Genomic DNA, 19,308 nt, shown 5'->3' with positions numbered 1-19,308 from the left:
ATTTTTATGGGGGGTTTGGGGGGGCTTTAGGCCCTTGACTGATGGATAAACGGAGATATCAGGATGGTGTTCTCATCCAACGTGTTCCTGTTCCTGTTCTTGCCGATCTTCCTCGGCTTGTACTACCTGAGCGGGCAACGCTATCGCAATCTGCTGCTGCTGATTGCCAGTTATGTGTTCTATGCCTGGTGGCGTGTGGACTTCCTCGCGCTGTTCATCGGCGTAACGGTGTGGAACTACTGGATCGGCCTGCAAGTAGGTGCGGCAGGCGTTCGCACCAAGCCGGCACAACGCTGGCTGTTGCTGGGCGTGGTGGTTGACCTCGGTATCCTGGGCTACTTCAAGTACGCTAACTTCGGCGTCGACAGCATCAACGCAATGATGACGTCGGTCGGTCTGGAACCTTTCATCCTGACCCACGTGTTGCTGCCGATCGGTATCTCGTTCTATGTCTTCGAGTCCATCAGCTACATCATTGACGTGTACCGCGGTGATACCCCGGCTACACGTAACCTGATCGACTTTGCTGCGTTTGTGGCGATCTTCCCGCACTTGATTGCAGGCCCCGTGCTGCGTTTCCGTGACCTGGCTGACCAGTTCAACAACCGCACTCACACCCTGGACAAGTTCTCCGAAGGCTGCACGCGCTTCATGCAGGGTTTCATCAAGAAAGTGTTCATCGCCGACACCCTCGCGGTTGTTGCCGATCACTGCTTCGCCCTGCAAAACCCGACCACAGGCGATGCCTGGCTGGGTGCGCTGGCTTACACCGCGCAGCTGTATTTTGACTTCTCCGGTTACAGCGACATGGCGATTGGTCTGGGCCTGATGATGGGTTTCCGCTTTATGGAAAACTTCAAACAGCCTTACATCAGCCAGTCGATCACCGAGTTCTGGCGTCGCTGGCACATCAGCCTCTCCACCTGGTTGCGTGACTACCTGTACATCACCCTGGGCGGCAACCGTGGCGGCAAGTTCGCGACCTATCGCAACCTGTTTCTGACCATGCTGCTGGGTGGTCTGTGGCACGGCGCCAACATCACCTACGTGATCTGGGGTGCATGGCACGGTGTCTGGCTGGCGATCGAAAAAGCCATCGGCCTGAACACCGCTCCACGTACATTCAACGTAATGCGCTGGGCTTTGACCTTCCTGATCGTGGTCACTGGCTGGGTGATCTTCCGCGCAGAAAACCTGCACGTTGCCGGCCGTATGTACGGCGCGATGTTCAGCTTCGGCGACTGGAAACTGTCGGAACTCAACCAGGCAAGCCTCACCGGTCTGCAAGTGGCGACCATGGTCGTGGCTTACGCAACGCTGGCGTTCTTCGGTCTGCGCGACTTCTACACCAACCGTCCTGCCGAAAAAGCTGCCAGCAAGACCAACCCGGATCTGGGCGTTCAGGCTGACGGCCCTGCCACTGCGCAGCCAGGCATGATCAAAGCCGTACCGGGCGACAAACCAGGAAGCATTCACGAGCCAGGCTACATCGTGGGTACTGAAGCTCAGGTACAGCCTGCTTACTGGGTTGCCGACTGGCCACGTTACGCAATGCGTGCAGTGATCCTGCTGCTGTTCATTGCTTCGATTCTCAAACTGTCGGCGCAAAGCTTCTCGCCGTTCCTTTACTTCCAATTCTGAGGACATGCCATGACCCGCTCATTACGCATCCTCTACATCGGCCTGTTTCTGGCTATCCTGCTGATACTGGGTATCTGGTCGCTGCGCAGTTTTGCCAGCTTCTCGACAACCCCTGAAACCACCGTGCTTAACGGCAAGTGGGCCAAGGCTGCGGAAACTCATTACGACGAAGAGTTTCCGATCAAGCGCCTGGGCACCAACCTCTGGGCAGCGCTGGATTACAAGCTGTTCAACGAAGGTCGTCCTGGCGTTGTACTCGGCAAGGATCAGTGGCTGTTCACTGATGAAGAGTTCGATGCCATCGCTAACGGTGACAAGAACGAAGCGGAAAACCTGGCAATCATCCAGGGCGTACGTGACGAACTGAAAGCCAAAGGCACACAGCTGGTACTGGCAATTGTTCCTGCCAAAACCCGCCTGTATCCGGAGCACATTGGCGACAACAAACCCGCCACTTTGCACACCGACCTTTATCAGCAGTTCCACGCACAAGCGGCGCAAGCCGGTCTGGTTGCTCCTGATTTGCTTGCACCGCTGCAAGGTGCAAAGCAACACGGCCAGGTCTTCCTGCGTACCGATACTCACTGGACGCCAATGGGTGCAGAAGTTGTGGCCAAGCAGTTGGGCGAAGTCATCGCCCAGCAGACGCCACTGAGCGGCGAGCCTGAAAAGTTCGTCACTCAGGCCAAGGAAACAACGCCCTACAAAGGCGACCTGACTAACTTCCTGCCGCTTGACCCGTTGTTCAGCAACCTGTTGCCGCAACCTGATCAACTGCAACAGCGCAGTACCGATCCGGTAGCAGCACAAGCCGAAGGCGATGACGCATTGTTCGCCGACAGCGATGTTGCTGTTGGTCTGGTAGGCACCAGCTACAGCGCCAACCCGAACTGGAACTTCGTCGGCGCACTTAAAGAAGCGCTGCACAGTGATGTTGTGAACTACGCAGAAGACGGCCACGGCCCGATCCTGCCGATGCTCAAATACTTGCAAACCGACGCGTTCAAAAACAGCCCGCCGCAAGTCCTGATCTGGGAATTTCCGGAGCGTTATCTGCCCGTTCACAACGACCTTAAAGACTTTGATCAGCAGTGGATTGCACAGCTAAAAAAAGCTGCTCCTGACGCGATCAAAACGCAACAAAACGTCGTTCAGAACGTCAAATCTTCCGACTCGCCAAACCAGGCCCAAAACTGAGAGGACTACCCTTATGACCTTACAGAATTCGAACACTCGCACTGCCAAGAAAAGCCTGCTGAAAACCTGCGCACTGGCTGCCGGTATCAGCCTCTTCACCCTGCAAGCATTCGCCGGTGACTCCGCGCTGTACGGCCCAACCGCACCAAAAGGTTCGACCTTTGTGCGTGTCTACAACGCCAGCAGCTCCGAGATCAGCGCTTCGGTTGGCAACACCAACATGAACGAAGTGGCGCCACAGGGCAGCACTGCATTCAGCTTCATGCCACAAGGTGATTACACCGCCAAACTGGGCAGCCAGAGCGTCCCGGTGAAACTGGCAGGCGACCACTATTACACCCTGGTCAACAACGCCAGCGGCAAGCCACAACTGGTTGAAGAACCACCGTTCAAAAACAAGCAGAAATCCCTGGTTCGCGTACAGAACCTGAGCGACAAGGCACTGACCTTGAAAACTGCTGACGGCAAGACCGAAGTCGTAAAAACCGTTGCCGCCAAAGGCACCGGCGAGCGTGAAATCAACCCGGTAAAAGTCAGCCTGGCGCTGTACGACGGCGACAAGAAAGTCACTGACCTGAAACCGGTTGCCCTGGAGCGTGGCGAAGCTGCCGTGCTGTACATCACCGGTAGCGGCAGTGGCCTGTCTCCGGTGTGGGTAAAACCACCGGTAGCAACTCGCTAATTACGGATTTGTCAGCCGGCCCGATCCATCATCGGGCCGACCGACGCGGAACAAAAACAAGACTGAAACGACAGACCGACGTACAGCCCTATTTCGAAATGCTCTTGGAGAAACAAAATGATTCCAGTGATCTTGTCAGGCGGTAGCGGTTCACGACTCTGGCCGCTTTCGCGTAAGCAATTCCCAAAACAGTTTCTGGCGCTGACCGGGAACCACACCCTCTTCCAGCAAACCCTCGAGCGCCTGAAGTTCGAAGGCATGCAAGACCCGATCGTGGTCTGCAACAAAGAGCACCGCTTCATCGTTAACGAGCAGCTCAATGCACTGGGTCTCGAAACCCAGACTGTGATCATGGAACCGTTTGGCCGCAACACTGCGCCAGCCGTTGCCATCACCGCCATGCTGCTGCTCAGCGAAGGCAACGACGAGCTGATGCTGGTAATGCCCGCTGACCACGTGATCGAAGATCAGAAAGCCCTGCAACGCGCACTGGCTCTGGCCACCGTCGCAGCAGAGCGCGGCGAAATGGTCCTGTTCGGTGTCCCTGCTACCAAGCCGGAAACCGGTTATGGCTACATCAAGTCCACTGCCGATGCGCTGCTGCCAGAAGGCGTGAGCCGCGTGTCGCACTTCGTTGAGAAGCCTGACGAACAGCGCGCTACCGAGTTCGTTGAAGCCGGTGGTTACTACTGGAACAGCGGCATGTTCCTGTTCCGCGCCAGCCGCTTCCTCGAAGAACTGAAAAAGCACGATCCGGACATCTACGACACCTGCATGATGACCCTGGAGCGCAGCAAGCACGAAGGCGACACCATCGACATCGACGAAGCCACCTTCGCCTGCTGCCCGGACAACTCCATCGACTACGCCGTGATGGAAAAAACCCAACGCGCTTGCGTTGTGCCATTGACCGCTGGCTGGAACGACGTTGGCTGCTGGTCCTCGCTGTGGGCTGTGCAACAGAAAGACAGCAATGGCAACGTCACCAAAGGCGACGTGGTTATCCAGGACAGCCGCAACTGCATGATCCACGGCAACGGCAAACTGGTGTCGGTGATCGGTCTGGACAACATCGTCGTGGTCGAAACCAAAGACGCCATGATGATTGCCCACAAGGACAAAGTTCAGGGCGTCAAGCAAATGGTCAACACGCTCAATGAGCAAGGCCGCAGCGAAACCCAGAACCACCTTGAAGTCTATCGTCCATGGGGTTCTTACGACTCCGTCGACATGGGTGGCCGCTTCCAGGTCAAACGCATCTCGGTAAAACCGGGTGCCAGCCTGTCACTGCAAATGCACCACCACCGCGCCGAACACTGGATCGTGGTTTCGGGCACTGCCCAGGTTACCTGCGACGAAAACGTGTTCCTGCTGACCGAAAACCAATCGACCTACATCCCGATTGCCTCGGTTCACCGCCTGAAAAACCCAGGCAAGATCCCGTTGGAAATTATCGAAGTCCAATCGGGCAGCTACCTGGGTGAAGACGACATCGAACGTTATGAAGACGTTTACGGTCGCTCCGCGCAACTGGAAGCTGGCGTCAAGACGCAAACCATTGCACGTTAATTTGCTGTTTTAACTGCAATCGGCAACGAGCAGTACACCTCAACAACCTTTTGCGTACCCCATCCGCAGTAGGTTGTTGAGGTTTTTTTTGGTCTGCGTTTTTTGTAATCGAAATGGATCCTGACTCTTTGAACGGGAATTTATTCGCGGTGAGGGCAGTAAATCCAACACATCTACGGGGCTGATAAAAAGCTCTCGCTAATAGTTCGCTCCGACAGGTTCTACGCCGGACGTCCTACCTTACTCGACTTTCCGCACACCGCTCGCTGTGGGAAAAAGAGACGCAAAACGCAAGTATTTATAACAGCCATCTGTAAGAATTTTATGAGTTCTTTCAGGAGGCGCAGCGCATTTACTTTTAATTACACTTTCAGCATTGACCGCACACCGCACTCGATGATTACGTCACTTCATTAGTTAATCAAACCACCTCATTGTACAAAAGTATGTTTGGCGTATCGCCCGGCACTTACATTCGTGCAAGAAGAAATTATAAAAGGACTTACAATGAACAACTGCACTCTTAAAAAAACACTGCTTGCGACATCAATTTTTCTAGCGCTGAGTGGAATATATGGTTCTACAGCTTTAGCCACACCGGCCTGTGACCCAGACACCCTCCAGCAAGCTAATACCCTCGAAGGCAAGAGTACTCAAGAACCCACAGATGCGTTAACCGATGTCACCGATGTCCAAATCACAGACCTGCCGGATAAAATCAACAGTATTGTTGATAAACTGGAGAGCGCTGGCGATGTTAAATACTACAGTTTCACAGCGTTGCGTGGACAGAAAGTAATGATCAACGACGTTCTGCGAGGGGTTGAAGGCTCGTTTTGGAAAATCGAATATAACATCGCAGGTGATTGGCAACCTCTACCTACGTCAGAACCATTAATTACGCCCCCACTAAACATCGGCCAGAAAGTTCAGCTCAGAATTTCTTACCCGGCCGGAGTACGCTTTCAACCAGATAAATACTTCAACATTGATTTCGGCTCAGCTCCATACGCCCACAACATCAGGATCGAAACAGAAGGCCCGAATACCGAAACCTATTTCTCGACATCAACATTCAGAGACAAAATTATGTGGGCGACGAATATCAGGGACTCAACAGGTCAGCTTTTAGAGGGGGCTACTGTTGAATTTGTCATAAATACCGATGACCAAGATCCCTCCAGAGAGGTTACATCGCGCCGTGTCACCGTCACTGGAGGCATCGTGGAATACGTCAGTTTTCAGGGTTGCAGTGGGCGCCACGTGACCACCCCTTTTATCGGGGTGTATGACTTTATAAGAAAATGGCAAGCAACCTACAATAGCGGTCACTGGCGCGTTTCTGTCCGAGGCAACTCGTCTACTGGCATCAGTCCCGTCTCTATCACACAAATTTGCTCGATGAAAATCATCGGTTGAAATTTGAAGGCTAACGGCATTCCCCGTGCGGTTAGCCTTCTCGCAAACAAGAGTGGGCAAAATGCCGAGCATGGTTGCCTGACAAGCTCTCTATCATGCGCCCTACTAAACCCGCCAACATCCAGATATAGTCTTCTGCCGCCCTCTTGAATTCTGAATGATCATTAAGCAATTCAAAAAGCTGTTTCTCCGCCTTCTCATCGAGTGGACGTAATTTGCTGACCGGTCTAATGGTGCCTGTTTCATCAACTGAGAAACTTAGTTCGTTCAGTAACTCAGGATCAACACCGACAACCGTCTTTTTGACGTCTACCCAGATACTATCCATTTGAGTTGCAACGCACTCGGCAGCGCGCCTGCGGGCATCTATTTTTGAGTGTTCGTAAGCATCCCGCGGGCTCAGTGCTGCCGCAGGGCATACACAACCCTCATGCAAGCGCAGCGTATTAGTAAATCTTACTTCGTCATAAACATAATCGGGCTCCGGCTGACTGATCACAAAGTCGCACTCTCGCGCGGTAGCCTCATCAACTCCCCCCTCCCTTTTGGCTTTCTCATAGGCAATTTCAATTGCGCGTTTATACGAATGATTTTGATCGACGATAAAAGTGAGGTTCATGTTGGGCTCTCATGCCAGTGTACATAAGAGGTGTAACGGCACAACCATGAATTAGCTGACCTGAGTATTGAGACCGAAAAATCCTGTCAGCTTGTATGACGTAGCCTACAGTACCTGACTCTAATCCTTTTCCAGAAGTGCCCGGTATTTATTCTAGCCGCTGATGGTTTGCAGTCCCTTTAGACGTTGTGGAGGCTTCCAACCCTTCCACCTCTACTCATTAGCAGACCTTGGCCTGCTCTCATCAAACAACAGCAAGTACTAGATGCATTTTCTGTAGCTGTTTACTTCGCGACAACGGTGCGTCGTGGACATAAGACTCACGCCTACAGATGATCACCGAACCCATGGGAGTTAGACTATTTCGCAACAATGCCTATCGACGCTCGCAATAAACGATGCGAAGAATCCGACTTAGAGCGGTCGCTTCCGCCCCCAACATTTGTTCTGCATAGATTGTCACTGTCAGTTATGACAGTGACAACGCTCAACGGTCTGGCGCTTAAATATCCACGAAACCTTTAATTTCGAAGAGGTCGTAGAAATGAACACCGATGACCGCCCTGCTTCGCCTGAACAAGCGTCGTTATCCTCGACCACAGAAGACGAAGCTTCACTATCAGGCTCCATAAACCAAGAAGATCTCACGCCGTCTCCCGGCGACAGTGATGAGCAATCAATTGACTCAGGTTGCCCTGGGGGCAGCGCTTCGGGAGGAATTTGCACCCCCTACAATAATCTGCATCGCAGCAGCTGGATGTCTACTTACGATGGGGTTCGAAAGTTGCGAATTGCAGACGCAATATTGCCCGGCACTCATAATGCGGGCTTCGACAAAGAGGCTCCCTACAGCCCTAACTCCAATACCTGCCAGGACGTCTCACCGTACAAGCAGTTGATGACAGGCGTCAGAGTACTGGACTTGAGGGTGCAGTTTTTCGACGGCTATCCCGCAGAGGATCCAAAACGGTTCATGATTTTCCATGATCTGGTTTCACAACGTACTGTCGCCAACGATTTTCTGGGAGAGATTTTGCGCTTCAGGACGCATACGCCTGGTGCAGGCGCTCCCAAACGAGAAATCATTGTTCTGGACTTCCATCAGTTCAAGAACTTCACCGCCGCCGCCCATCTGGAGTTACACCAACTGATAAAGTCCAGATTAAACGATATTTTGATTCCCCCCTGGATGAACGCGCTCACCATCAGCCAGATCTGGGAATATGAAAATCCAGCGGTCGTTATTGCCTATAACGATGGTCAAAGAGACTCTCTATTCTGGCCTGGCGTGAACCATCGCTGGATAGGTTCCAACACGCCTACCACAGATACACTCAAAGCCTTCATGGATCGGGTAGCACAAGAAGATAAACCGTATGAGGAACTCAGATCGATTCAGTGTGCCAAGTACGTTGCGTTCCCGGCCTTTGTCCCAGATGATTTCTCCGATAAAATCCGTCAATGGTTTTATTCAACCAATCAACTTTCTTATATTCAGAAGTTTTTCGTGATCAACACCGACTGGTCGCTGAGGCAACGGCTGATCGACAACTGCATACATGCAAATGTCCAGAAACTTATCCGAATGGGGCCATACGCGGACATTAATGTCCCACAAGTCCCCGACGGCTACATATTACCGAGCGGCAACCGAGCACTGATTGCGCGACTTGGCAATGCCAGCTGGACAAGGATAATTTCTCCCCCCGCCTACCTGACCACAAACTCGACTGTACTGATTATAAGTTCAGCCACCTACTCCACCGAGCTCGTCACGAACCGGATAGACTTTCCGTTTGATTCAATGTTGCTCAACACTGGCGACATGCTCTCATTGAGCGCTATCAACGGAACATTGAGGTACCGCATTCTGGCCACGACCTATCTCGCGGATGAGCCAGAAATTCCGGCGCCGGGTTTACACGACAAGCTCATTCACTATCAACTTGCTGATGGCCATTGGTCGCCCCAAATCAAGCTAGCGCCGCTGGCTCCAGACTCCAGCATTGTGCACATTGCATCCAGCGCATCACTCGCCGCAACGCTGGATGGATCGAACCTGGACTATGGGCTCGACATCCCTATCCCTACCGGCTTTTCGGAGTATTTCATTTTTCATGAATACTCCGGAAAATGGGAAAGAATCGGTGATGAGCCCATACCGCCTCCCGAACTCACGGCACCCACGGGGTTTCGAATAGCCCATAACACTTACCAACCGATAGATTTGAGCTGGAATCGGGTGGCTGCAGCGGTCAAATACAAAGTCTACCGCTGGTGGACGCAGATTGACGAAACAACAGATCTGAGTTTTGTGCGCAACATTGAAGGCTATGGGCGTTATCACGTCCGGGCTGTAGACGCCGCTGGTAATCTTTCACAGAGAACCGATTATTTGTACTTCTTCCCGCCCTCATAAAATCCGTTAATACGTAAAGGGATTGCCTTGAGACAGCAATCCCTGGATGCGTAATCGTCTGACCGACTTATCGCATAGCCATTAGCAAACCCCACCCCGCTTTCGGTACGATGCATCCTCATCTGTTCACGAGGCGCGAATCATGCTGTTTGGCGCACTGCTTATCCTGACCTGGCTGGTATTGCTGCTGCGTTACCCGGCCAAGGCCTTGCCTGTTTCACTCGCGGCTGCCGCTGGCCTGGGGATCGTGGCGATGGTGGTCATCTGGCAAGACAGTCAGGAAACCCGACGCCTGGAACACCTGGGCATCCGCATGGATTACGCCCCCGACCAATGCCCAGTTGGTAAACCGCTATTGGTGCTGATTGATAACACCAACAAGGTTCCCCTCGTAGAATTGCGCTGGCGCGTCGCCGCTTATGCGCCCGGTGATACCGTGAACCTGACCGACGATGCTTATGCAGGCCCTCGATATAGCGGGCCGGGGGATCTGCAGGCCGGTAGTCAATGGCAAGATTGCTTGCCGCTACCACCCTTGCGCCAAGGCTACCGCCCGCAGACGCTGGAGTTTCGCGCGGAGCATTTACAAGGTAGTTTTTCAAACTAATCCAAGGAATAACAAGATGCCCAACGTCCTCATCACTGGCTGCTCCAGCGGCATTGGCCGCGCTTTGGCGGATGCATTCAAAGGTGCGGGTCATGAGGTCTGGGCCACTGCGCGCAAGCCTGAAGACGTTGCCGCGCTGAATGCTGCCGGTTTCACAGGCGTACAACTGGACGTCAACGACAGCGTCGCGCTGGAGCAATTAGCGGCACGCTTTGATGGGCTGGATGTGTTGATCAACAACGCAGGTTATGGCGCCATGGGACCGCTGCTCGATGGCGGCGTCGAGGCGATGCAGCGCCAGTTTGAGACCAATGTGTTTTCGGTGGTGGGCGTGACGCGGGCGTTTTTCCCGGCACTGCGCAGTCGCAAAGGTCTGGTGGTCAATATCGGCAGCGTATCCGGTATTTTGGTTACGCCATTTGCCGGGGCGTATTGCGCGTCGAAGGCCGCGGTGCACGCTTTGAGTGAAGCATTGCGTCTGGAGTTGGCGCCCTTCTCGATCAAGGTGCTGGAGGTTCAGCCCGGTGCCATCGACACGAGTTTTGCGAAAAACGCCAGCCATGAGGCTGAATTGCTGATCAACGAACAATCGCCATGGTGGCCTCTGCGTGAAGGGATTCGAGCAAGGGCCAAGGCCTCGCAAGACAACCCGACCCCCGCCATCGATTTCGCCCAGGATGTGCTGCGCGCCGTGCAACAGACCGAACCGCCACGACTCCTGCGCTCGGGCAATGGCTCAAGGGTGTTGCCGTTGATGAGCTGGTTGTTGCCCAAAGGGTTGCTGGATAAAAAACTGCGCCAGCGGTTTGGGTTGGAAAAGACGCTGTAGTTACACTTCCCGATTGAATACGAGCCCATGTAGGTGCCAACAAACTGGCCCCTACATGGAGACGGAGTTACCTGGACTCAACCCGTGCCAACGAGCGTTCGAGTTCGGCTTTGGCCATACCGATCAGGTGTACCACCGAGAACGCCAAGTCGCGTTTCGGGCCATTGAGGCTATCGCCGGTTTCATAAGCCGTGGCGGCTGCGCAACGTAGCAGGTCGCTGACGTGCAGCAGCGATTCTTCGAGGGTGGGTTGTGGTGGATCTGGCGTTACTTTGATCATCTGATTAGGCCTTTAGCTAGACCACCGAATGATCGCTGCTAAACAAGCAAAGGTGGCGACTTTGATACGGGTTAGCAGACCGGCGACCCAATCCCAAAAACCGGCGCACCCGAAGATGCCCCGCACAAAGCCGCCATAGACGGTACTTGCACCGGAATTGAAGTCAAACAGGCTGCTAAACCCGGTCGCTGATACTCAACGACGGACGCAGCCTAGTGCCCGAAATCACCCTGCGCAAGGGCTGGGGATTTTCTCGGAAACTTCACTCAGAAGAAAGGGAAAAGGCCGCAGGAATGGGGTGTAGGACTGGGTTATTTGGTTAGCTGAAGTTACATGAACGACGCTGGTTCATGTGGCATCACTGATGACGTGGGACCGGCTTCAGCCGGGAATAGGCCGGGACAGGCTCCGAATCTTCATCTGCAAAAATACCGCCTTCCCGGCTAAAGCCGGTCCCACGTCAGCCTGCGGAGCGCAGTGCCTCACGACACGCCTGCATCCCGCGCCTTTACCCCGCGAAAACAAAGAAACGTCCTACAACCGCGCCAAGTCTCAGCCTCTATATTTCATAGCCTGAGCAGAGCAATGGATGCACTGCCTATGACCTGTCAAGGAATGACAAATGAGCACCACAGTTACAGTCCCTGCCGATATCGACCAACTGGCCAGTGAGCTGGCCGATTTGGTTGATGCGGTCTCTCAACCCAGGTTGCTTTCCCCTTTTGCTTTTATCGATGATTTCATTCGCACAGCAGTAAAGCACTCAACGATGTATGAGCCGCATAAGGCACTGGTCACCAGCAACATGAAGATCAATGTCGAATACACCGACTCTCGTCACAGCGGATTGATCGGCGTCAGCCCTCCCCTCCCCAAGATCGCCACCTTTGAACTCCACCAGATAGTCACCGACTTCTTCCGCCACGACCTCAAAGATGCCACACGACTGCGGATCCGCTGGCCCCCTGCGTTTACGCCTGACTTACGCGATCTGTTCGATACGGTGAACCTGCAGGAGCGCTATATCAACGAGGTCGAGGCGCACTTTAATCGCCCTAACGTCAAAGAACTTTCCCTGCTGCTCACGCGACATGAACTGGACAGCATTATTCGTCGATACCTGGAGCACAGAGCCTCAGCCGAAGCGCTCATTGCACTCGCCAATGATTACCTGAGCGGCTGGATTGAACCCCGGCTCGTGCAGTTTGAGGGCACGTCGCGAGTGAAGCTGGAACGGGCGCTGTTCCTGCCAACGCCTGAATACTATGAAGACCAGACAGTTCAAGGCTTACTGGTATTCCTGGGCAATGATCCGCAGCAAAAATCGGTCTACGAAATACCGCGTGATTTCGATCAGTTTCGGGCGCTGATAGAAAGAAACGCCGCACTGCGCAACAAGGTACTGGCGCGCATCCCGCTTTATCAGCGACTCAAGCCCGGCAATGACGAAGTCAAATATGTGCGCAGGTTCGAGACCAAGTATTACTGGGTCGCTCCCATCACATTTCATGCAAGCCCCGACATCGCCAATGCGCTGTTTGATCTGAGTTATCAGCGCCTGCTGTCTGATATCGATACGCTGGTTTCGACGGATACCGAGCGCCTCGCTGATTCGGCTCTTGAGTTCAGCGGTTATCTTCTGGCAGGCCTGTCGCTGGGCATCACGCTGCCGGTCAGTGTCAGTCTGGTGCCCATCAGGCTGGTCGCGGCTTTCCTGCTGGGTATCGCCTCTGCGGCTACCGATGCGGTAAGGGCCGAGCTGGAAGATCTGCCCGAAGTAGCGGCCGATTTGTACCGCGCGGCCATCATCAGCGCTTTGGCAGAAGTCATTGGCCCTCTGGTGTTGAAGGTCGTTGGCAAAGGGCTTTCAGCGCTGGCCAGGACCCAACTCGCACAGAGGCTCAAAGTCATCCTGAACACAAAAAAACTGCCGTCTTCAGCGACGCCTTATCTGATCGATGCGTTGGAACGCTCGAAACACTCGGCAAAGATGCGCTCGCTGGAATTGAAACTGAACGCCGACTTTAAAAAAGGTCCGCAGACGACGCAGCTATGGGTGGAGAACCAAGGGCGGTTTTCACAACAGTTCATTGAGCCGTATGACATCACGGTTTATCGCGGTTTTGTTTTTCGCGGCGACTCACGCACTCCCGACATCATCTTTGAGAAGGGCTTCAGGTTGCGAACAGCGGCCGCTGACTTGCAAAAAGATCTTCATCAAGCGACCGGCGTTCGCGGTGGTTTTGGTGGAGGCCATGACGCCTTGGACCCGGATGGAAGAGGCATCTCGACGTCGGTTTTCTATGACAAGGATCACGTAGGAGCTTTTACCTACGGTGGCGCCAAAGGAGGCCACACTTACCTCGTCGACGCCCGCCAGCTCGATGGTTATCACCTTTATGCCAATGACTTTGCTGCACGCTACCCCCAATCGCCTCGCCTGGACCTGGCTCCGGTCGAGATCAATTACGCAACTGATATACCCGCCTCGGCAATTGTCGGGGCCTACGACAAGAATGGGCTATTCATTCCCAATCTTGACGGGCTGCGCAGAACAGCGAGGATCAACCAGGCAAGACTTGAGCGAGAGCTGACCAAACGCACGTTCAACCGCGCGATTCCGAAAACGGGGCCTGATGAAGCCAGACTGGGGATTGAGGCGACACTCAGGTTGTTCTCCTGAAGCTCATCGCAGACAAGGTCGAGCACCGCCAGGGTTAGATGATCAGCCCGATAGATCCGGGCCCTATCGCGAGCAAGCTCAGCTCCCACAGAATCCAGGCAAATTCGTAGGACTGGCCAGGCGGCGTTCCGCTTTAGCCGGGAGAGCGGTGTTTCTGCCGAAGAACATCCAGCGACTATCCGGACGCCCTCCCGGCTAAAGCCGGTCCTACAGGGCTACGTAGGTTTTGTGGGAGCTGAGCTTGCTCGCGATGCAAACCACTCGGTGTGATGTCTCACGCCGGTTCATCATTCACCGCTCGCTCCCCCAACCTCAGGATTCACAATCACCGTGCATGTAGTGCCCGCCGACAGCAGCACGTCGGCCGGTACTTCATCGAGATGTATCCGCACCGGTACTCGCTGTGCCAGGCGCACCCAGTTGAAGGTCGGGTTGACGTCGGCAATCAGTTCGCGACTTTCCGGGTTGTCACGGTCGTAAATGCCTCGGGCGATGCTTTCCACGTGACCTTTGAGCAACTGGCCGCTCATGAGCTGCATGTCCGCCGGATCACCCACACGGATGTGCGGCAGCTTGGTTTCCTCGAAAAAGCCATAGACCCAGAACGAGTTCATATCCACTACGGCCATTTTCGCCTCACCGATGCGCGCATAGTCGCCGCGATGCACGTTGAGGTTGGTGACGTAACCGTCCACGGCGGCCAACACTCGCGTGCGACGCAGGTTCAGTTCAGCGGCTTCAAGCCCTGCCAGCGCCAATTGATAATCGGCCTGAGCAGAGGTGGCGATGTTGCTCGCGTCGTCGCGACTTTCGGTTGAGATCACCAGATTGTCCATGTCGGCGCGGCGCTTGGCGTTGACCTTGCGCATCTCCCAGGTGGCCTTGCGTGACGCCACCAAGGCCTGAGCCTGCTTGACCGCCACCTGATAATGCTCGGGATCAATCTGCATCAACAGATCGCCCTTTTTCACCTGCTGGTTATCGTGCACCGGCACGTCGACCACTGTGCCGCTGACGTCGGCAGCAACGTTGATGATGTCGGCACGCACCCGGCCATCGCGGGTCCAGGGCGTGTCCATGTAGTTGACCCACAAGGTGCGGCCGATCCAGATGGCCAAAGCCAGGACCAGTAACGTGGCAATCAGGCTGAAGAGCTTTTTCATGAGGGCTACTCGAGAATCAACGGTAAACGGTCAGCGCCATGGCGCCGAAGATGCAGGTAAACAGGCTTAGGCGCAGCAGTGCCGGGTGCCAGAAAAAGCGGTACAGATCAAAGCCTGACAACAGCCGGTCCAGCGCCCAGGCAAGCACCATTGCGATCAAAAACAGGACGGTCAAGCTGGGCATGTACAGGCCATGAAAAGCAATTTCACGAGGCATGAATCAGTCCTTGCCTTTGGCCTTCGCGAGCACGCACGGCCAGGGGTGATTGAGGGTCCAGCAGTGATGAGCGAATGAAGTGCAGGTAGCTCTTCACTCGCCGCAAGGCAGAGGTATCGAAATGCGGCGCAAAGGGTTCGTCACTGTTTTGCACCCGGTTGATGGCGTGATCAACCGCCGCCAACGCGCGCTGCCAGTTACTGTGATCCGGCTGGATGAACAACCGGATCAAAGCGCGCCCCATTACCCGGATCGCCACCCGCCAGGATTGCCAGGGCGCATAAGCTGGATGTACCGGGAGGATGTCCTGCTCGCGACGCAGTTCGATAATTGCGTGGCCGATCTCCAGCACGACGAACATCCAGTGCAGCAATTCACGCTGCACCAACGGTTTGCCTGCTGCCAGACCATAGGCCTGGTGCATGAGGTCGCGGGTCTGGCTTTCGAAACTTGAGCCGAGGCGATTCAGCGGTGCGCTGATGGCAAACACCACCTGACGGCGCAAATCGCCCTCTAGCTGTCGCCACATCCAGCGTGCATTCGGCGGCAGAATGATTGCCCCCGCTGCGGCACACAGCAGCATGCCGATGACCATGGCGATGTAGTCGTTGATGAAGGTGTAAGGGTTGTAGATCGTGAGGTTGTCGGGCACCGAGCCGATGCCGAAGAAAATCAACAATCCCAGGCCATAGCCGGACCACTGCGGCCGCGATCCGAGAAACGCGCCGAGCATGAATACCGGCGCGAGAAAAAGGCACAGCAACGGGAAGCCATCGATGTTCGGGAAAATAAAAAAGGTTTCGATGAACCCCAGCACGGCCCCAAGCAAGGTGCCGCACGCCATCTGAAATGACATGCGGCGCGGGTTGTTGGTGGTGGACGATAACGCCACGGTGGCCGCCGATACGAGGATCATGGTCGCGCCGCTGGGCCAGGCAGTCGCCACCCAGTAAGCACTCATGATCGCCAGAATGAACGTTGCACGAATGCCCGCCGCCGCGGCTGTCATCCAGCTGGTTTTGGGCAGGAATGCTTCTTCCCACTTTTCCCTGATGTGCTTGTGATCGGCCAGTGAGGCATGGGTCTGGGCATAGTCGTGCATGTCGCTGACCAGGCGGTAAAGCAACTCGTAAGCGGTGTGAAAATCCAGCAGCTCGGCTTCGCTGGGCTGAATGTCTTCCAGAGCGGCACGCTCGGCGCGCACACGTTCAGGCAAGTCGGCCTTGAAGTCTTCCAACTGTTGCACCAACTGCCTGGCGTCATCAGGGGTCAGGAAGCGATTAGCGAAACCGTCGAGCAGCGTTGCGAAGGCGGTAAGGCCGGGTTCAGCAGCAATGACGACTCGACTGACGCCGTCACCGCGCACGCGCTCGAGCAACTGGTGCAGCGCGTTGAAGCGAGTGGTGATGGCCATGAATTCGCTGTTCAGGCGATTGAGCCGACCATTGCGCCTGCGCATGTGTGGGTCTTCAAAAACGGTGACACTGCGTAGACCTTCCAGGCCGATGGCTTCGGCGACAAAACGTACGTTGCCGGTTTCAAAGGCGTCCCGTGGAGTAGTGCCGCGCAAACCATCAGCGACGAAGCGAGCGAACACGCCGAAGCGTGAGTACAGCGCGTTACGCATTGCCGCGCTGGAGCTCTGCGGCAGGATCGCGGCGGTGACGGCAGTGGAGCAGACGATGCCGAGGCTGATTTCCAGTACCCGCCAGACCGCCGCCATGAACGAGCCTTCCGGATGTGCCAATGCGGGCAGGCCCACCATCGCCGCGGTGTAGCCTGCCAACACGAAACCGTAGGCGCGAAAGTTGCGATAGCGTGCGGCGCCTGCCGAACAGAAGCCCACCCACAGCGCCAGACTGCCGAGGAACAGTTCGGAGTTCTGAGCGAACAAGGCCATCAGTACGACCATGACCGTAGAACCGGCCAGGGTGCCGAGCAATCGGTAGAAGCTCTTGGCGAACACATGGCCGCTTTGCGGCTGCATGACGATGAACACGGTAATCATCGCCGTGCGCGGCTGAGGTAATTCCAGGCGCAGGGCCAGCCAATAGGTGAGGAACGCAGCGATCAGGACCTTGAAAATATAAATCCAGGTAACACCGTCACTGCGCGCCCAGCTGTTGAATTCCCGCCGCCATGGGAGTTGGGTGAGCTTCATGCCCGTCCAGCCTCTGTAGGAGCCGCTGAAGGCTGCGAAAACGGTATGTCTGACAGAACGCTTCGCAGCCTTCGGCAGCTCCTACAGGGGGCGGGATTTTCTGTAGGAGCCAACTTGTTGGCGAGGCGGTCGAAGCGGCGCGTCAGGTATGAAGCCTCGCGAACAAGTTCGCTCCTACCGAAAAGCATCACCGATCCAACACTGCAGGCGTTTTCGGTGCCTGGGTCTGGCCTTCGGTTGGTGTATCGCTGCCAGCTTCCAGCCCGCCGCCCAGCGCTACGACCAGCTCGGCATGGGCGCTCAAACGGGCGGCCTGGACTTGCTGTTGAATCTGTTGCTGCCGAAACAACAAGGTCTGAGCGTTGAGTACGTTGAGGTAGTCGGTCAGCCCGCGTTGATAAGCGATCATCGCGATGTCATAGGTCTTCTGCGCTGAGGCCACGGATTCGCCGGAGAACACTTGCTGCTTGTCCATGGATTCACGGCGGATCAATTGATCGGAAATGCTCTTGAGCGCATCAACCAGCGTCTGGTTGTACTGCGCCACGGCCAAGTCATAACCGGCTGACGCCTCACCCAGTTGCGAACGCAAACGCCCACCATCGAAGATCGGCAAGCTCACCGCAGGCCCTGCGCTGTAGTTGAATTTTTTACCCGCCAGAAATTCAAGCATGCCGCCGCCCGTGGCCATGTAACCCAGGTTGGCGATCAGGTCCACGTTGGGATAAAAACCTGCATGAGCCACGTCAATGCCTCGGGCCTGAGCCGCAACGGCCCAGCGGCTTGCCACCACGTCAGGACGCTGACCGAGCAATTGCGCGGGTAAAGCCGAAGGTAATTTCAGTGCAGTCTTGAGCGCCAGTGTCGGGCGATGCAGGCTGGCGCCCTCCCCCGGACCTTTGCCCGCCAGCGCGGCCAACTGATTGCGGCTCAGTGCAATGGCTTCGTCCAGTGCATCGATTTGCCGGTGAGTTTCCGGCAGCGGTGTTTCAGCCTGGCTGACTTCAAAGTGAGTACCAATCCCGCCCTGCAAACGACGCTGAGCCAGATCGAGAATCTGTTGCTGCTGGGCGAGCGTCGCTTCAACGATGTCGCGCTGGGCGTAGTTCAGGGACAACTGGATGTAAGCGCGAACAATGTTGTCCTGCAATTCGAGCTGCGCCTGACGAGCCTGGGCAGCGCTCATGTGGGCCAGGTCCAGCGCCCGTTCGGTAGCGTTGCGTTCACGCCCCCAGAAATCCAGCGAGTAGCTCAGACCAAGGGACGCATTGTTGTCCCATGTGGTGGTATTGGCGAGCGCGCCGGGGCCGTAAAACTGATCCGTCGCCCAGTCATGACGTTTGAGGGACGCTTCGCCATTGACGTGCAGCGACTCGGCAGATTCAGCCATGCCCGCCATGGCTTTGGCCTGACGAACCCTGGCGGCAGCCATCGCCAGGCTCGGCGCACCGGCAGCGGCCAGATCAATCCAGTGGTCCAGTTGCGGATCGTTATAAGCGCGCCACCATTGCGCGACGGGCCAATGAGCCTCTTGGTCGGCACTGCGAATGGCAGCGTCGGTGGCCAGGCTTTCAACAGGCAAAGCTTTGCCTTGTGGTGCGATCCCGCCGGTTCCGATGCAGCCGCTGATGACTAACGTTAAAGCCCAGACACTGAAGGGCGCAGCCCTTCTGATGATGCGACGCGGCACGAATGCAACTTCCCGACGTAAGGTGTGATGACTCAGGTGGCGCGATTCTAGGGGCGCGTCAGGTCGCCGATAAGCCGGGGGAATTGTGAATCTTTGTTACAGAATCAGAGATAATCCTTAGGTATGCTGACA

Annotated in this window: 15 protein-coding genes; 9 read left to right on the top strand and 6 right to left on the bottom strand. The window is 55.4% G+C overall.

Annotated elements, in window-relative coordinates; all coding sequences use genetic code 11:
* The first annotated feature begins 63 nt into the window (after positions 1-63).
* From AUC60_RS15230 to AUC60_RS15210, 5 genes are all read left to right on the top strand, one after another.
* Entirely contained in the window at positions 64-1,641 is a 1,578-nt protein-coding gene (locus tag AUC60_RS15230) for an MBOAT family O-acyltransferase (RefSeq protein WP_087268940.1), read from the top strand.
* Positions 1,642-1,650: 9 nt separating this feature from the next.
* The gene (locus tag AUC60_RS15225; RefSeq protein WP_087268937.1) at positions 1,651-2,838 is read left to right on the top strand and encodes an alginate O-acetyltransferase; all 1,188 of its coding nucleotides are present in this window, start codon (positions 1,651-1,653) and stop codon (positions 2,836-2,838) included.
* Between the two features lie 13 nt (positions 2,839-2,851).
* Positions 2,852-3,520, top strand: coding sequence for an alginate O-acetyltransferase AlgF (locus tag AUC60_RS15220; protein ID WP_087268936.1), 669 nt, complete (start codon positions 2,852-2,854; stop codon positions 3,518-3,520).
* Positions 3,521-3,637: 117 nt separating this feature from the next.
* Complete coding sequence (locus tag AUC60_RS15215) at positions 3,638-5,089, top strand: mannose-1-phosphate guanylyltransferase/mannose-6-phosphate isomerase (RefSeq protein WP_087268933.1); 1,452 nt, start codon at positions 3,638-3,640, stop codon at positions 5,087-5,089.
* A 507-nt stretch (positions 5,090-5,596) separates the two neighbouring features.
* Positions 5,597-6,508 (top strand): hypothetical protein, encoded by a 912-nt coding sequence (locus tag AUC60_RS15210; RefSeq protein ID WP_087268929.1) that lies wholly within the window; start codon positions 5,597-5,599, stop codon positions 6,506-6,508.
* Between the two features lie 31 nt (positions 6,509-6,539).
* On the opposite strand, the gene AUC60_RS15205 is transcribed toward AUC60_RS15210, so the two are convergent.
* Entirely contained in the window at positions 6,540-7,127 is a 588-nt protein-coding gene (locus AUC60_RS15205) for a hypothetical protein (RefSeq protein WP_087268926.1), read from the bottom strand.
* Positions 7,128-7,671: 544 nt separating this feature from the next.
* Here AUC60_RS15205 and AUC60_RS15200 point away from each other — a divergent pair.
* From AUC60_RS15200 to AUC60_RS15190, 3 genes are all read left to right on the top strand, one after another.
* On the top strand, positions 7,672-9,546 hold the full coding sequence (locus AUC60_RS15200) for a hypothetical protein (protein WP_144443265.1): 1,875 nt from the start codon (positions 7,672-7,674) through the stop codon (positions 9,544-9,546).
* A gap of 142 nt (positions 9,547-9,688) precedes the next feature.
* Positions 9,689-10,153: a multidrug transporter gene (locus AUC60_RS15195; RefSeq protein ID WP_087268920.1), complete on the top strand. Its 465-nt coding sequence runs from the start codon at positions 9,689-9,691 to the stop codon at positions 10,151-10,153.
* Between the two features lie 16 nt (positions 10,154-10,169).
* Positions 10,170-10,982, top strand: coding sequence for an SDR family oxidoreductase (locus AUC60_RS15190; RefSeq protein ID WP_087268917.1), 813 nt, complete (start codon positions 10,170-10,172; stop codon positions 10,980-10,982).
* 67 nt (positions 10,983-11,049) lie between these two features.
* Here the strand turns inward: AUC60_RS15190 and AUC60_RS15185 are convergent, their stop codons facing one another.
* Positions 11,050-11,262, bottom strand: a complete 213-nt coding sequence (locus AUC60_RS15185) for a DUF6124 family protein (protein ID WP_087268913.1) — start codon at positions 11,260-11,262, stop codon at positions 11,050-11,052.
* Between the two features lie 622 nt (positions 11,263-11,884).
* Here AUC60_RS15185 and AUC60_RS15180 point away from each other — a divergent pair.
* Positions 11,885-13,945, top strand: a complete 2,061-nt coding sequence (locus AUC60_RS15180) for a hypothetical protein (protein ID WP_087268910.1) — start codon at positions 11,885-11,887, stop codon at positions 13,943-13,945.
* Between the two features lie 287 nt (positions 13,946-14,232).
* Here the strand turns inward: AUC60_RS15180 and AUC60_RS15175 are convergent, their stop codons facing one another.
* From AUC60_RS15175 to AUC60_RS15160, 4 genes are all read right to left on the bottom strand, one after another.
* A complete protein-coding gene (locus tag AUC60_RS15175) occupies positions 14,233-15,108 on the bottom strand; it encodes an efflux RND transporter periplasmic adaptor subunit (RefSeq protein ID WP_087268908.1) in 876 nt (291 codons plus the stop codon).
* Between the two features lie 16 nt (positions 15,109-15,124).
* A complete protein-coding gene (locus tag AUC60_RS15170; RefSeq protein ID WP_087268906.1) occupies positions 15,125-15,325 on the bottom strand; it encodes a DUF1656 domain-containing protein in 201 nt (66 codons plus the stop codon).
* Positions 15,315-17,486: an FUSC family protein gene (locus AUC60_RS15165; protein WP_087268903.1), complete on the bottom strand. Its 2,172-nt coding sequence runs from the start codon at positions 17,484-17,486 to the stop codon at positions 15,315-15,317. The genes AUC60_RS15170 and AUC60_RS15165 overlap by 11 nt, the downstream gene beginning before the upstream one ends.
* 187 nt (positions 17,487-17,673) lie before the next feature.
* Complete coding sequence (locus AUC60_RS15160) at positions 17,674-19,176, bottom strand: efflux transporter outer membrane subunit (RefSeq protein ID WP_087268900.1); 1,503 nt, start codon at positions 19,174-19,176, stop codon at positions 17,674-17,676.
* Positions 19,177-19,308 lie beyond the last annotated feature (132 nt).

Source organism: Pseudomonas caspiana, assembly GCF_002158995.1.
GTDB lineage: Bacteria > Pseudomonadota > Gammaproteobacteria > Pseudomonadales > Pseudomonadaceae > Aquipseudomonas > Aquipseudomonas caspiana.
Note: the sequence above shows the minus strand (reverse complement) of the source record. Positions and strands in the feature narration are given on the sequence as shown.